General features: G+C 74.5%; 10 protein-coding genes. 7 read left to right on the top strand and 3 right to left on the bottom strand.

Going from position 1 to position 15,625, the window contains the following annotated elements; all coding sequences use genetic code 11:
- Both RI554_06740 and RI554_06735 read left to right on the top strand, forming a co-directional pair.
- A partial coding sequence (locus tag RI554_06740) for a hypothetical protein (protein ID MDR9391711.1) occupies positions 1-988 on the top strand: 988 nt, incomplete at its 5' end.
- 44 nt (positions 989-1,032) lie between these two features.
- Positions 1,033-2,028 carry an aldo/keto reductase gene (locus RI554_06735; protein MDR9391710.1) on the top strand — a complete coding sequence of 332 codons (996 nt, stop codon included), beginning with the start codon at positions 1,033-1,035 and terminating at the stop codon, positions 2,026-2,028.
- A 10-nt stretch (positions 2,029-2,038) separates the two neighbouring features.
- Here the strand turns inward: RI554_06735 and RI554_06730 are convergent, their stop codons facing one another.
- The 3 genes from RI554_06730 to uvrB are packed head-to-tail and all read right to left on the bottom strand — an operon-like array spanning position 2,039 to position 7,250.
- Positions 2,039-4,540 carry an EAL domain-containing protein gene (locus tag RI554_06730; protein ID MDR9391709.1) on the bottom strand — a complete coding sequence of 834 codons (2,502 nt, stop codon included), beginning with the start codon at positions 4,538-4,540 and terminating at the stop codon, positions 2,039-2,041.
- A complete protein-coding gene (locus RI554_06725; protein ID MDR9391708.1) occupies positions 4,537-5,205 on the bottom strand; it encodes a DUF2461 domain-containing protein in 669 nt (222 codons plus the stop codon). Before RI554_06725 ends, RI554_06730 begins: the two co-directional genes overlap by 4 nt.
- Positions 5,202-7,250, bottom strand: coding sequence for an excinuclease ABC subunit UvrB (uvrB, locus tag RI554_06720; protein ID MDR9391707.1), 2,049 nt, complete (start codon positions 7,248-7,250; stop codon positions 5,202-5,204). The genes RI554_06725 and uvrB overlap by 4 nt, the downstream gene beginning before the upstream one ends.
- A gap of 115 nt (positions 7,251-7,365) precedes the next feature.
- Between uvrB and polA the strand changes: the two genes are divergently transcribed.
- From polA to RI554_06695, 5 genes are all read left to right on the top strand, one after another.
- Positions 7,366-10,122 carry a DNA polymerase I gene (gene polA / locus RI554_06715; GenBank protein ID MDR9391706.1) on the top strand — a complete coding sequence of 919 codons (2,757 nt, stop codon included), beginning with the start codon at positions 7,366-7,368 and terminating at the stop codon, positions 10,120-10,122.
- A gap of 5 nt (positions 10,123-10,127) precedes the next feature.
- Positions 10,128-10,910, top strand: coding sequence for an SOS response-associated peptidase (locus RI554_06710; GenBank protein MDR9391705.1), 783 nt, complete (start codon positions 10,128-10,130; stop codon positions 10,908-10,910).
- Positions 10,911-10,980: 70 nt separating this feature from the next.
- Positions 10,981-12,840: an excinuclease ABC subunit UvrC gene (uvrC, locus tag RI554_06705; protein ID MDR9391704.1), complete on the top strand. Its 1,860-nt coding sequence runs from the start codon at positions 10,981-10,983 to the stop codon at positions 12,838-12,840.
- Positions 12,841-12,884: 44 nt separating this feature from the next.
- Positions 12,885-15,314 (top strand): DEAD/DEAH box helicase, encoded by a 2,430-nt coding sequence (locus RI554_06700; GenBank protein MDR9391703.1) that lies wholly within the window; start codon positions 12,885-12,887, stop codon positions 15,312-15,314.
- On the top strand, positions 15,311-15,625 hold a 315-nt coding region (locus RI554_06695), incomplete at its 3' end, for a hypothetical protein (GenBank protein MDR9391702.1). The genes RI554_06700 and RI554_06695, both read left to right, overlap by 4 nt.

Below are 15,625 nucleotides of genomic sequence, written 5' to 3'. Positions count from 1 at the left end.
GATCGAGCCGCGCCGCGGCACGGAGGTGCACGGCGCCGACCTCGCCGCGGCGGTCGACCGCGGCCAACTCCCGCCCCTCGCGGCGGGCGCGTCCCCCCACGCGGGGCCTGGGGCGCCCCCCGCCGCGTCCGCCGGCGCGATCGCCGTGCCCGGCCTCGGGACGCTCGAGCTCGCCGCCACCCCCCTGCTGCTCGGGACCGCCCTCATCGGCCTGATCGACGGGGTGAACCCCTGCTCCCTCTGGGTCCTCGCGCTGTTGGTGGGCGTCGTCGTCGGGACCCGCTCGCGGCGGCGGGTGCTGCTCGTCGGCGCGACGTTCCTCGCGATCACCGCCGCGGCGTACGCCCTGTTCATCGCCGGCACCTTCCAAGCGATCGCCACCCTGGCCATGCTCGGCTGGATCCGCGTCGTCGTCGCCCTCGTCGCCGCCGCCATGGCGGCGGTGAACCTCAAGGACTACGTCGCCTTCGGGCGCGGCGTCAGCCTCACCACCCCCGACGCCGCGAAGCCCGGCATCTACCGCGGCGTCCGCCGCATCATGCGCGCCGACGGCGCGCTCCTCCCGACGCTGGCCGCCACCGCCGTCCTGGCGCTCGGCGTGACCCTCGTCGAGCTCCCCTGCACCGCCGGCTTCCCGGTCGTGTGGAGCACCTGGATGGCCGACGCCGGCGTGGCCGGCGGGGCGTTCTGGGGTCTGTTGGGGGTGTACGTCGCGATCTACCTCCTCGACGAACTCGTGCTCTTCGGCGGCGCGGTCGTCACGATGCGCGCCGTCCGCATGGAGGAGGGCGGCGCCCGCATCCTCAAGCTCCTGGGCGGCGTCGTGATGCTCACGCTCGCCGTCGCGATGCTGCAGGCCCCCGAGGCGCTCGGCACCCTCCGCGGGACGGCGTGGGTGTTCGGCGGGGCGCTCGCCGCGACCGCCCTCACCCTCGCGGTGCACCGGCTCGTGCATCCCGCCTCCAGCCCCTTCGGCGGGCGGACCTGACGGACTGCACGTCCCCATCCCGCCGGGACCGATACCCTGCCCCCATGCAGACGCGACGACTGGGATCCACCGGGTACGAGGTGAGCGCCGTGGGGTTCGGCGCGTGGGCGATCGGCGGGGCGTGGGGCGACGTCCCCGAGGACGACGCGATCGCCGCGCTCCACGCCGCCATCGACGCCGGCGTCACCTTCTTCGACACCGCCGACGTCTACGGCGACGGGCGCAGCGAACGCCTCATCGCCCGCGTCCTCGCGGACCGCGACGCCCGCGAACGCGAGCGCATCGTCGTCGCCACGAAGGCCGGGCGCCGCCTCGACCCGCACGTGGCCGACGGCTACGTCTACGACGAACTCGTCCGCTTCGTCGACCGCTCCCGCGCGAACCTGGGGGTCGACACCCTCGACCTGCTGCAGCTGCACTGCCCCCCACCCGAGGTCTACCGACGCGACGCGGCGTTCGACGCCCTCGAACGCATGCGGGCGGAGGGCCGCATCCGCGCGGCGGGGGTGTCGGTCGAGACCGAGACCGAGGCGCTCGCCGCGCTGGAGCGGCCGGTCGTCGCGTCGCTCCAGATCATCTTCAACCCGTTCCGGCAGAAGCCCGCCGACCGGGTGTTCCCCGCCGCGCAGGCGCGCGACGTCGGCGTGATCGTGCGGGTCCCCCTCGCGTCGGGCCTGCTCAGCGGCAAGTTCACCGAGGCCTCGACCTTCGCCGAGGACGACCACCGGCACTTCAACCGCGCGGGCGAGGCGTTCGACGTCGGCGAGACGTTCGCCGGCGTCGACTTCGAGGTCGGCGTCGCTGCCGCCCGCGACCTGACGGCGGTCGTGCCCGAGGGCGCGACGTTGGCGCAGACCACCCTGCGCTGGATCCTGATGCACGACGCCGTCTCGACCGTCATTCCCGGCGCGAAGCGCCCCCGTCAGGCGCAGGAGAACGCGGCGGCGGCCGACCTGCCGCCCCTCTCGGACGCGGCGATGACAACGATCCGCCGCGTGTACGACGAACGCATCCGCGCGCAGGTGCACCACCGCTGGTGAGGCGCGTCGCTCAGGACGGGGGGCCGGCGGGGGGTGCGCCGTCGTCCGCGGAGGGTGCGCCCCCGGGCCCGCCCCCACCGGGGTCCGGGGTCCCCCCCGCGTCCGCCACCAACCACGCGGGAACGTCGTCCGCCTCCAGGGGGCGCGCGACCCGCCAGCCCTGCACGAGGTCGCAGTCGACCTCCCGTAGGAACGCCTCCTGCGCCTCGGTCTCGACCCCCTCCGCCACCGCGTCCAGCCCGAAGGCGTGCGCGAGGGACACCATCGCGCGGACCATCTCCCGGTCGGCGTCGGTGCCGTCGGCGTCCAGGCGCCGCACGAAACTCACGTCGAGCTTCAGGCGGTCCGCGGGGAGGCGCTGCAACTGCGCGAGCGACGCGTACCCGGTCCCGAAGTCGTCGATCGCGACCCGCACGCCCGCCGCCCGGACCGCATCCAGCGCGTCCCGAGCGACCTCCATCGCCCGCATCGCCGACGTTTCGGTCACCTCCACCTCGAACCCCTCGGGCGGCACGCCCGCGCGGCGGAGGTCGCCGAGGAGCCCCCGCGCCCAGCCGGGCTCCTCGATCTCGCGGGCCGAGACGTTGACCGACACCCGGCCCGGCGTCAGGCCGGCGTCGCTCCACGCCCGCCAGCGGGCCAGCGCCATGCGACGCACCTGCCGACCGAGCGCCACGATTTGGCCCGAGCGTTCCGCCTCCGGCACGAACCGGCTCGGGGGGACGTCCCCGCGCTCCGGGTGGCGCCACCGCACCAGCGCCTCGAAGCCGGAGATGCGACCGTTCGTCAGGTGGCGTTGGGGTTGGTACACGGCGCGCAGGTGCGCGTCGGCGAGGGCGCGCGCCAGGTCGCTGCGGACGGCGATGCGTTCCGCCGCGATCCGGTCCAGGTCGACGGCGTAGTACGCCGTCCGGCCGCCCCCCGCATCCTTCGCGGCGTGGAGCGCCACCTCGGCGTGCGCGAGCAGCTCGCCGGCGTCGCCGCCGTCGGTCCCGGCGATCGCGACGCCCACGCTCACGTCGACCGGCACCGAGCGTCCGGTGAGCGACAGCGGCGCGTCGAAGAGGGCGTGGACCTCCTCGAGCTCCCCGTCGAGGTCGCTCAGGTCCCCCCACGAACTCAGGGTCAGCGCGAAGCGGTCGTCCGCCTGCCGACCGACGACCTCGAACAGCCCGGCGTAGGTCGACAGGCGCGTCGCGACCTGCGCCAGGGCCTCGTCGCCGGCGTCGTGCCCGAGCGAGTCGTTGACCGCGCGGAACCCGTCGATGCCGACCATCACGACCGCCGTGCCGGTCGCCCGGCTCGGATCGAGCTTCAGGTGCCGCTCCACCGCCCGCTGCACCCCGGCGCGGTTGGCGAGGCCCGTGAGCGGGTCGGTGTAGGTCAGGGTGTCGACCCGCTCGCTGAGGTCGTGCAGGTCGCTGACGTCGACGTCGATCCCGTGCACCGCCACCGGACGGCCGTCGGGGTCGTGCTCCACCGTCGCGTGGCTCAGCACGCGGGTGACGCCCCCGTCGCGCCGTACCAGGCGGTACTCCGCCCGGTAGCGCCCGTGGGGGGACCGAAGGAACGCACGGAGTTTCGACGTGACCCGCTCGACGTCGTCGGGATGCACCAGCCGTTCGAACGTCGCTAGCCCACCGGGAAGCTCGTCGGGGCCGTAGCCGAGGGTGCGGGCCCAGCCGTCGCCGACGGCGACGTCGGTCGTCCCGACCGGCGCCGACCAGAACCCCACCGCCGTCGTCGCGGTCGCGAGCGCCGTGCGCAACCGTTCGCTCTCCAGCTCCGCCTCCGTCGCCCGGACGCAGCGGAGGTCCTGGACGGTCGCCAGGTAGCGCGCGTGCAGGCCGGTCGACGGATCGAGGCGCTGCACCGTCGTCCAGGTCGGGACCGTGGTGCCGTCGGGCCGGACGCGTTCGGTGTCGTAGGTCGTGACGCCGGTCCGGTCGGCCTCGTCGAAGCGGGCCTGGACGAGCGAGCGTCGTTCGTGCGGAAAGCGCTCGAGGATCGGGGTCCCCAGGAGCGCCTCGGGGGTCGTCCCCTGCATCGCGGCGTAGGCGCGGTTCATGCCCGCCAGCGTCGTGCCGCTCGCGTCCGACCAGGCGACGCCCACGTCGAGCCCCTCGAACAGGTCGTCGAGCTGCCGCAGCCGCACCTCGGCGTCGGCGTCGTGAAGCGTGACGAGCACGCGGCCGTCCGCGTCGCCCGGAAGGGCGAGGAGGCGGACGAACACCGCCGTGCGGGCGCCCCCCGCCGCACGGATCGTCCGGACGCCCCGCCACGCACGGCGCGCGACGACCGCATCCACGTCCGGCAGGAACGGCGCGTCGCCCGCCTGCGCCGCGTCGTCCTCCGCCGGCCGCACGAGATCGACGAGCGGCGTCCCGACCGCCCCGCGGGTGCAGCCGAGGAGGAGCTCCGCCGCGGGGTTCGCGTGACGCACCACCCCCGCCGCGTCCACCACCAGCACGCCGACCGGAAGCGCGTCCCAGACCGCGTCCAGGGCGTTCACGCGAGGTGCTTCCGGAGCCACCCGAGGAGCGGCTCGGCGGCGAGGAGGGTCGGCACGACCCGCTCCAGGACCGCGTCGGGGTCCGCCAGCCACGGCCCGACCGGCGTACGCACCTCGAGGGTCACCGACGTGTGCTTGAGGAGTCCGAGCCGGGGGTGGTCGGGCGGCACGTCGCGCGGGCCCCGCGTCAACGTCGCGCCGTGGAGCGGCGTGCCGGCCTCGGCGAGGGCGTCGGCGATGCGCTGCAGCGCCCGCCCGCTGGCCTCCGCGCGGACCGCCGCGCGGTAGCGGGCCAATGTCTCGCGCTCCAGGCGGTGCGCGCCGGCGGCGACGAGGAAGTGCGTCGCGTCGAGCTGGACGTAGCGGCCGGCGACCCGGCCGCCCTCCCCGACCGTCGCGCCGACCCACGCCTTGTACGGTCCCTTGCCCCGCGCGAAACGCACGTCGCGGTTGGGGCGGAACACCTTCCCCGGACCGAACCAGCCCCCCAGCTCCGCGAGCAGCGCCCGCATGGGACCGCGCACCTCCGCCTCGTAGCGCGCCTTGTTCGCCTGGAACCAGGCCCGCTCGTTGTGCGTCTCGAGCTCCGAGAGCCACGCGAGCGCGTCGCGACCGAACCCCGCGAAGGCGACGTCCGCCCCCGCGGCGGACCGCGCGGCGCTCACGACGCCGCCGGGCGGGACGTCACCAGCTCGTCGATGCCTTCGAGCTTCGTGAGGTCGACCTCCGTGACGCTGCCGTCCAGCATCGCGTCGATCTCCCGGATCTTGTCGCGCAGCGACGCCGCCTTCTCGAACGCCAGGTCGGCGCTGGCGACGAACATCTCCTGCTCCAGCATCTCGCGGTGCCGCAGCAGGTCGGTACGGGTCGCGTCGTCCAGCTGGGCCGGCGCGACCTCCGCGGTGTCCTCCGCCGCCGTCCCGCCGTAGCGCAGCACCGCGCGGACCGCCTTGCGGATCGTCTGCGGTTCGATCCCGTGCTCGGCGTTGTGGGCGAGCTGCTTCTCGCGCCGGCGTTCGGTCTCCTGCATCGCGACGCGCATCGCGTCGGTCGTGACGTCGCCGTACATGAACACCTCGCCCCGCACGTTCCGCGCGGCCCGCCCGATCGTCTGGACGAGGCTGCGGGGGTTGCGCAGGAACCCGGTCTTGTCGGCATCGAGGATGCACACGAGGCTCACCTCGGGGATGTCCAGCCCCTCGCGCAGCAGGTTGATGCCGACCAGCACGTCGAAGCGCCCGAGGCGCAGGTCGCGGATGATCTCCTGGCGCTCCACGGCGTCGATGTCGCTGTGCATGTAGCGGACCCGCACGCCGTGGTTCGCGAGGTACTCCGCGAGGTCCTCCGCCATCTTCTTCGTCAACGTCGTCACCAGCGTCCGCTCGCCCGCCTCCGCGCGTTCGCGGGCGGCGAACAGCAGGTCGTCGACCTGCCCCTGCGTCGGTTTGACGGTGATGGTCGGGTCGACCAGGCCGGTGGGGCGCACGACCTGCTCGACGACCTGGTCGGCGCGCTCCGCCTCGTGATCGCCGGGCGTCGCGGAGACGAACACGACCTGCCCGACCTTGTCGAAGAACTCCCCGAGCTGCAGCGGGCGGTTGTCGAGCGCCGACGGCAAGCGAAAGCCGTACTCCACGAGCGTCGTCTTGCGGGCCCGGTCGCCGTTGTACATGCCCGAGATCTGCGGCACCATCTGGTGCGACTCGTCGAGGAACACCAGCGCGTCGTCGGGGAAGTAGTCCAGCAGCGTCGTCGGGGTGTCGCCCGCGGCGCGCCCGTCGAGGTAGCGCGAGTAGTTCTCGATGCCCTTGCACGTCCCGAGCGTCTTGAGCATCTCCAGGTCGTAGCGGGTGCGTTCCTTCAGGCGTTGCGCCTCGAGCAGCTTGCCGTTCGCCTCGAAGAAATCGAGGCGCGCCTCGAGGTCGGCCTCGATCTGCCGCACGATCGCGTCGAGCGACTCCTCCGGCATCATGTAGTGGCTGGCGGGGAAGATCGTCGTGCCCTCCAGCGTCGCGGTCGGCTCCAGCGTCGTGGGGTGCAGCTCGTGCAGGCCGTCGATCTCGTCGCCCCACAAGTCGATGCGGACCGGCGCCTCGTCGTGCGAGCCCCACACGTCGATCACGTCGCCCTTGACGCGGAAGCGGCCGGGCGCGATCTCGACGTCGTTGCGTTCGTACTGCATCACGACGAGTTTGCTCAACAGCTCGTCGCGCGGGACCTGCAGGCCCGGCGCGAGCAGGACGTGCTTGCGTTCGTACTCCTCGGGCGAACCGAGGCCGTAGATGCTGGAGACCGACGCGACGATCACCGTGTCGCGCCGCGTCAGCAGGCTCCGCGTCGCGGAGTGCCGCAACCGCTCGAGCTCCGCATTGACGTTCGCGTCCTTCTCGATGAACAGGTCGCGGGCCGGGACGTACGCCTCGGGTTGGTAGTAGTCGTAGTAGCTGACGAAGAACTCGACGGCGGCGTCGGGGAAGAACTCCTTGAACTCGCTCGCGAGCTGGGCGGCGAGGATCTTGTTCGGCGCGAGGATGAGCGCGGGCCGCTGCGTGCGTTCGATGACGCGCGCCATCGTGTGGGTCTTGCCCGACGCGGTGACGCCCAACAGCGTCTGGTAGCGCAGGCCGTCCTCGAGGCCCTCCACGAGGCTCCGAATCGCCTTCGGCTGATCGCCGGCGGGTTCGAAGGGGGCGTGGACGTCGAGGGGCACCCCTCCACCCTAGCCGCCCGCCGTCGGGGGGGACGTTGCCCGTCGCCACGAAGCCGGTCGGCGGGGCGGCGCGTGCTAGGTTGCCGGCGATGCCGAAGCCCCGACGGAGACGCCCGTGAAGACCTTCTACCTGCTCGACGGGCACGCCCAGATCTTCCGCGCGTACTACGCGCCGTTCCGCGAGCTCACGACCCCCGACGGCCGCAACGTCAAGGCCGCCTACGTCTTCACGCAACTCCTCCTCAACCTGTTGGGGCAGGACCCCACCTACTTCGCGGTCGCCTTCGACGTCAGCGACGAAACCACCTTCCGCAAGGACGCCTACGCGGCGTACAAGGAGAACCGCGACGCGACGCCGGAGGACCTCGGCGACCAGATCGGCCTCGTCCGCGCGATCCTCGACGACCTGCACGTCCCCATCCTCGAACGCCAAGGCTTCGAGGCGGACGACGTCATCGCGACGATCGCCGACCGGCTGCCCGCCGACGTCGAACTCCGCATCGTCAGCAAGGACAAGGACCTGCACCAGATCCTGAACGCGCACGTCGGGCTGTACGACCCCAAGGACGGCACGCTGCTGTTCGGGCCCGACCTGCTGGAGGCGAAGGGCTACACGCCGGAGCAGGCGGTCGAGGTGCAGACGCTGGTGGGGGACGCGACCGACAACATCCCCGGCGTGCCCGGCATCGGGACCAAGACCGCGGCGAAGCTCGTCGCGCAGTACGGCAGCGCCGACGCCGTCCTCGCGCACGCCGAGGAGCAGACCCCGAAACGGCGCGAGAACCTGCTCGCTTCCGCGGAGCTGCTCCCCGTCACCCGCGACCTGGTGACGCTCCGTCGCGACGTCCCGATGGACGTCGACCTCGATGCCTGGCGCACCCCCCACCCGACCCGCGACGACGCGCGCGCGACGTTCGAGGCGCTCGGCTTCCAGAAGTTCCTGGACGCCCTCCCCGGCGGCGAGGGCGACGCGCCGCTCTTCGCCGGGAACGGCGGGGGGCCCGCGGCGTCCCCCGCGGGTCCCGCCGTCGCGGCCCCGGAGCCCGCGCGCCTGCCCCGCGACGGGTACGTCACGGTCCGCGACGCCGCGGGCCTGGAGGACGTCCGCGCGGCGTTGGCGGAGGCGTCCGCCGTCGCGATCGATACCGAAACCACCAGCCTCCGCGCGCACGATGCGGAGCCGATCGGCGTGTCGCTGGCGGTGGCGCCGGGCCGCGCCTGGTACCTGCCCATCCGCGGCGAGGGCGTCGACCACCTGCCGGTGGACGCCGTGCTGGAGGCGCTCGCCCCCACCCTCGAGGCGCCGGACGTTCGGATCGTCGGGCAGAACCTCAAGTACGACCTGCAGGTCCTCTGGAACGCCGGGGCGCGCGTCCGAGGGCCGATCTTCGACACGATGATCGCGGCGGCGCTGCTGCACCCCGCACGCCGCGGGAACGGCCTCGACGCGCTCGCCGCCGACCTGCTCGGCGTGACGCTGGTGCCGACCGAAGCCTTGATCGGCAAGGGCAAACGGCAGATCTCCATGCTGGAGGTACCCCTCGACGACCTCGCGACGTACGCCGCGGAGGACGCCGACGCGACCTGGCGTCTCTACGAACGCCTCGCCGCGGAGCTCGACGCCGCCCCCGAGCGGGTGCGGACGTTGATCACCGACCTCGAGTTCCCCCTCGTCGAGGTCCTCGCGCGCATGGAACGCCACGGCGTCGGCCTCGACCTCGACCTGCTCGAGGAGACCCGCGAGACCCTCGAGGGGCGGGTCGCGGCGCTCCGCGGCGAGATCCAGGAGGCGGCCGGCGCGACCTTCAACCCCGACAGCCCCGCGCAGTTGGGCGAGGTGCTGTTCGACCGGCTCGCCTTGCGGGTCGTGAAGCGCACCAAGACCGGGCGCAGCACCGACGCGTCGGTCCTCGAGACCCTCGCCGCGGAGAGCGACCACCCGCTGCCCCCCCTCGTGCTGCGCTACCGGGAGCTCACGAAACTGCTCGGGACGTACGTCGCGCCGTTGCCGGGCTTCGTCAGCCCCCGCGACGGGCGCCTGCACGCCAGCTTCCATCAGGTGGGCGCCGCCACCGGCCGGCTCTCGAGCAGCGACCCGAACATCCAGAACATCCCCGTGCGTAGCGACGCCGGCCGGATGATCCGCCGCGCCTTCGTGCCGACCGCCGACGACCGGGTGCTCCTGAGCGCCGACTACTCCCAGGTCGAACTGCGCATGCTGGCGCACCTGTCGGGCGACGCCGCCATGCGCGAGGCGTTCGACGCCGGCCTCGACGTCCATGCCTTCGTCGCCGGGCAGGTGTACGGCGTCCCCCTCGAGGAGGTCGACGACGAACGTCGGCAGGTGGCGAAGACCGTGAACTTCGGCATCGTCTACGGCCAGACCGCCTTCGGTCTCGCCCGCACCCTCCGCATCCCCCAGGGCGACGCGGCGGCGTTCATCGAGGCGTACAAGGCGCGCTACCCCGGCATCGACGCCTTCCTCGCCGCCTGCGTCGAGCGGGCGGAGGCGGACGGGTACGTCGAGACGATCCTGGGGCGCCGGCGGCCCGTCCCGGAGATCGCGAGCCGCAACCGCAACCAGCGGGCGCTCGGCGAGCGGTTGGCGATCAACACCGTCGTCCAGGGCAGCGCCGCCGACCTCATCAAGCTCGCGATGCGTACCCTCGACGCCCGCCTCGCCGCGCCCGACGCGCCCGACGCGGCGATGATCGTTCAGGTCCACGACGAACTCGTCTTCGACGTCGCGCGCAGCGACCTCGCCGCCACCGAGGCCCTCGCGCGCGAGGTGATGACCGGCGCGATGGACCTCGACGTCCCCCTCGTCGTCGACGTCGCGTCGGGCGCGACGTGGGCGGACGCGAAGGGCTGAGCGCCGTGTGCGGACGCTACGGCCTGTTTGGCGGCCCCGCGGCGCTCGCCGCGGCGTTCGAACCGGCGTTCGGAGCGGACGCCGCCGCGTCGCTGCGCACCGCCTTCGAGGCACTCGATCCGCCCCTCGCGCCGCGCTACAACCTGGCCCCCACCCAGCGCGCCCCGGTCGTCGTGCGGGCGCGGGACGCCGACGCGGCGTCCACCGCCGGGTCCACCGCCGCGTCCACCGCCGCGTCCACCGCGACCCCCCTCGTCGTCCGCTGGGCCCGCTGGGGCCTGATCCCGCACTGGGTGGACGACCCCGCGACGTTCCGCGCGACGCTGGTCAACGCCCGCGCGGAAACCGCGCACGCGAAGCCGTCGTTCCGCGACGCGTTGCGCCACGACCGGTGCCTCGTGCCGGTGGACGGCTTCTACGAGTGGCGCGAGGCGGAGGGGGGCAAACGGCCGTACTGGATCCGCCGGCGCGACCGCACGCCGCTGCTGCTCGCCGGCCTCCACGCCGTCCACGAGGGCGCCACGCCGCCGGACAGCTTCACGATCCTCACGACCCGCCCGGGCCCGTTGATGGTGCAGCTGCACGACCGCCAACCGGTCGTCCTGCCCCCGCCCTGGGCGGCGGCGTGGATGGAGCCCGGTCGGCGCCGCGCCGAGGACGTCGCGGCGTTCCTGGCGCCCGCCGCGAACGACGCGCTCGAGGCGATCCCCGTCTCCCGGGCGGTGAACCGACCCACGAACGACGCGCCCGACCTGCTGACGCCCGAGGGGGACGCCCTGCGGACGTGACCGGCGCCGCCGGTCGGGGCCCGACGTTACGGCCGGCCCCGCCCCCGCGGGCGACAATGCGGGCGTGGCGATGACGCGCGACGACCTTCCGGTCCTCCCGACCGGGCCCGGTTGCTACCTGTTCCAGGGGAGCGAGGGGCCGGTGTACGTCGGCAAGGCCAAGAACCTCCGGTCGCGCGTCGCGAGTTACTTCGGCGAGACCGGGACCGGCAAGGCCCGCTGGATCACCGCCACCGCGCAGCACCTCGACTTCATCGTCACGCAGAGCGAGGAGGAGGCGCTCGTCCTCGAGGCGAGCCTCATCAAGCGCCACAAGCCGCGCTTCAACGTGCTGCTCAAGGACGACAAGGCCTACCCGTTCCTCAAGTTGACGCGCGAGCCGTTCCCGCGGCTGGTGTTCACCCGCTCGCGCACCGACGACGGCGGCGAGTACTTCGGGCCGTACCCCGGCGCGGGGGCGGTGAAGAAGGTGCAGGACGTCGTCAACAAGACGTTCGGGTTGCGGGTGCACAGCGGCACGCCGCTCAAGCCGCGCCGAAAACCGTGCCTCCGTCACCACATGGGTCAGTGCCTGGCGCCGTGCGTCGGCGAGGCCGACCCCGACGAGTACGCCGAACGCGTCCGCCAGGCCCGCGCCTTCCTCGACGGGCGCGTCGACGAGGTGCTGGAGCGCTTGGACGTCGAGATGAAGGACGCCGCCGCCCGCCTCGATTTCGAGCGCGCCGCGAAGGTCCGCGACCGGGCGGAGGCGATCCGCCGGGTCACCGGCTACGACGCCTCCGTCGCGCGGGCGCCCGGCGTCGACCTGGATTTCCTCGGCTTCGCCACCGCCGGGAAGTACGCCGCCGTGCAGATCTTCCAGATGCGCGGCGGGCGGGTCGTCGGGCGCGAAGCGCGGTTCCTCGTCAACGCCGAAGCGGCCGACGACGCCGAGATCCTCGAGCGGGTGCTGGCCGATCACTACGGCCAGGTGGCGCGCATCCCACCGCTGGTGTTGGTGCCCAGCGACGCGGTGGACCTGGACACGTGGGCGCGCTTCCTGCGCGACCGGGCCGGGCGGGGCGTCGAGGTGCGCGTCCCGAAGCGCGGCGAGAAGCTCGAGTTGGTCGGGATGGCCAACCGCAACGCCCGCACCGCGATCGATGCGGAGCTCGCCCGCCTCGAGCGGCGCGGCGACGCGCCCGGCGCGAAGGAACTCCAGGCCCAGTTGGCGCTCGACGAGCCGCCCGCGCGGATCGAGGGGTACGACGTCTCGAACCTCATGGGGCGGCACACCGTCGCGTCGATCGTGGCGTTCGAGGGGGGACGCCCGGTCAAGGCGGACTACCGCACGATGAAGATCCGGGGGCTGGACAAGCCGGACGACTTCGCGTCGATGCATCAGGTGCTGGTCCGGCGCTTCACCGGCCGGCTGGCGGAGTCGCTCCCCGAGCCGGACCTGCTGTTGATCGACGGGGGCAAGGGCCAGGTCTCCTCGGCGCGCGCCGCGCTGGCGGAGGCGGGCGTCGAGGTGCCGATCGTGGGGCTCGCCAAGCGCGAGGAGACGCTGATCACGCAGGAGGGCCGCGCCATCCACCTGCCGCTCACGCACCCCGCCCTGCGGCTGTTGGTCCACGTCCGCGACGAGGCGCACCGCGTCGCGGTCGGTAGCAACCGCAAGGGCCGCGGCCGCGCCGCGACCCGAAGCCTGCTGGACGACGTGCCCGGGATCGGACCGAAGCGACGCGATGCGCTGCTCGCGCACTTCGCCAGCGTCGACGAGATGCGCGCCGCCGACCGCGCGACGTTGCGCGCCGTGCCGGGGGTCGGTGCGGCCGCCGCGGACGCCCTGCACGCGTTCTTCCACGACCCCGAGGGGGAGGCGGCGCCCGCCTCCGCGTCCGAGGCGCCGCCGGAGGGGGCGGACGCCGCGCCGGAGGTCGGCCGCTGAGCGCGGCCCCCGCCGGGGTCGGGGACGCCCTCGCGGCGACCGGCGTGGAGGTGGTCGCCCGGCGCGAGGTGCCGGGGCGCGACGCGACGTTCGGGAGCTACCCGGCCGACGTCCCCGCGTCGCTGCGCGCAGCGCTGGAGGCCAGCGGCCGGGGCCGCCCGTACGCCCACCAGGCGCGGACGTGGGCGGCGCTCGACGCGGGCCGCGACGTGCTGCTGACGACGGGAACCGCGAGCGGGAAGAGCTTGGCGTACCAGGGGCCGATCCTCGCTGCACAACGGCGCGACCCCGCGACGACGGCGTTGGCGTTGTTCCCGACCAAGGCGTTGGCGGCGTCGCAGGCCGACGCGTTCGCGGCGCTCGCGGAGGCGGCGGGGGTCGGCGGGTCGACGGTCGTGCGCTACGACGGCGACACCCCCCCGCACCGGCGCGCCGCGGCCCGCGCCGCGGCCCGCACGTTGATCACGAACCCCGACATGCTGCACGCCGGCGTCCTGCCGCACCACACCCTCTGGCGGGCGTTCCTGACGCACTTGGCGTGGATCGTCGTCGACGAGGTGCACGTCTACCGCGGGGTGTTCGGAGGCCACCTCGCCGGGGTCCTGCGGCGCCTGGTGCGCCTCGCGCGCGCCTACGGGGCGCACCCCCAGGTCGTCGCGACCAGCGCGACGCTGGGGAACCCGACCGAGCACGCCGCCCGAGTCCTGGGGCGCGACGTCGTGCACGTCGCGGAGGACGCCGCCCCGAAGGCGGCGCGCGACGTGTGGGTCGCCCGCCCCCCGCTCGTCGACGAAGCGCTCGGCCTCCGCAGGCCGCTGCTGGCCGACGCCGCCCGCGTCGCGGGGGCGTTGGCGGAGGGGGGCCGCCAGACGCTGGTGTTCGCCGGGTCGCGGCAGGGGGTCGAGGAGATGGTCGTACCGCTCCGCGCGCGCGGCCTCGACGTGCGGGCGTACCGCAGCGGCCTGCTGTCGGGGGAGCGCCGCGCGATCGAGGGGGCGTTGCGCGACGGCGTCGCCCGCGTCGTCGTCGCGACGAACGCGCTGGAGGTGGGCATCGACGTCGGCGGGATCGACGCGGTGGTGGTCGCCGGCTACCCGGGGGCGACGTCGGCGTTGTGGCAGCGCTTGGGGCGGGCGGGCCGTCGCGACCGACCGGGGGTCGGGGTGGTGCTGTTGGGCAGCTCGCCGCTGGACGCCTACCTGGCGCGCGATCCCGACCGGTTGTTCGCCGACGCGCCGGAGCGGGCGCTCACCGATCCCGACCACCCGTTGTTGGCGTTGGACCACCTGCGCTGCGCGACGTTCGAACGGCCGCTCGAGGGGGACGAGGGGTACGGCCGGTACGGCCCCGACGACGTCGCTCTGTTGGCGCGGCAGATGGAGGCGGACGGCGAGGCGCACCGCGCCGAGGGCCGCACCTACTGGATCGGGTCCGCCTACCCCGCCGCGACGGTGTCGTTGCGGTCGGCGGGCCGGGCGGACGTCCACCTCGAGGACGTCGAGGGCCGCCCGGTGGGGATCGTGGACGGCCCCAGCGCCCGCTGGATGGTGCACCCCGGCGCGACGTACCTGCACGACGGCGCGCCGCACGAGGTCGTGACGCTCGATCTCGAGGCGGGGCGCGCGGTGCTGCGCCCGACGGGGGACGAGGTCGTCACCCGCGCCCGTCGGGAGCGGGAGGTGACGCCCGCCGGTCCGCTCGCGGTGCGGACGGTCGGCGCGGCCCACGTCGTGACGGGGGAGGTCGACGTGCGCGAGACCGTCACCGGCTACCGGCGGGTCCGGAGGACGACGTTCGAGACGCTGTCGCGCCACGCGCTCGACCTCCCGCCGTACGTCCTGCGGACGCGGGCGTACGCCTTCGGGCCGGACGCCGCGACCCTCGACCGCCTCCGGGCGGAGGGGGCGTGGTCGGCCGACCCGAACGCGTACGGGTCCGGCTGGCCGGCGGTGCGGCGCGCGGTTCTGGCGCGGGACGCGCACCGCTGCACGGCCTGCGGGGGCGACGGGGCGGGCGCGGCGCTGCACGTCCACCACGTCACGCCGTTCCGGGCGTTCGCGTCGGCGCGGGAGGCGAACCGCCCCGAGAACCTGGTGACGCTCTGTCCCGCCTGTCACGCCCGCGCGGAGCGGTCGGTGCGGGTGCGCAGCGGGCTGGCGGGACTCGCCTACGTCCTACGGTCGCTGGCGCCGCTGCGCATCCTGAGCGACGCGCGCGACCTCGGGGTGATCGCGGAGGGCGCGAGCGCTCTGCTGGACGGTCTGCCGGCGGTCGTGGCGTACGAGACGGTCCCGGGTGGCGTCGGGCTCGCCGACGCCCTCGCCGACGACCACCGTGCCCTGATGGGTGCGGCGTACGCGGTGGTCCGGGACTGCCCCTGCGACGACGGGTGTCCGTCCTGCGTCGGTCCGCCCGGCGAGGCGGGCCACGCCGGTAAGGCCGAAGCGCGCGCGCTCGCGGAGGCGCTGCGGTGAGCGACCTGCTGGAGCGCCTGAAGGCGTTGCGGGAGGGGGGTGCGCCCGCCGCGGACGCCCCCGATCCCGCCGCGCCCGGCGCGCCCCCCGCCGAGGTCGCCGCCGCGGCGTTGGGCGGGGAGGTCGTGGCGGGGCCGGCCGGGCCGGTGGTGCGGCGGCGGGTGCGGCGGGCGCTCGACGCGCCGCACGGCGACGCGCCGCTCGGGGACGGTCGGCTCCACCCGTGGCTGCGGCGCTGGGCGGCGCGCGACCCTGCGCCCGACCCTGCACGCGAGCCCGCTGCGGGAGCGGCGGGGCGCGAGGGTGGGGCG

This window comes from Trueperaceae bacterium (assembly GCA_031581195.1).
Lineage (GTDB): Bacteria > Deinococcota > Deinococci > Deinococcales > Trueperaceae > SLSQ01.
The sequence above is the reverse complement of the archived record's forward strand: the minus strand, read 5'-3'. Positions and strand labels throughout refer to the sequence as shown.

Bases quoted from the DNA above. Each gene is read 5' to 3' on its own strand.
- uvrC (MDR9391704.1), top strand. From the start codon at position 10,981: ATGACGCGCGACGACCTTCCGGTCCTCCCGACCGGGCCCGGTTGCTAC.
- RI554_06735 (MDR9391710.1), top strand. From the start codon at position 1,033: ATGCAGACGCGACGACTGGGATCCACCGGGTACGAGGTGAGCGCCGTG.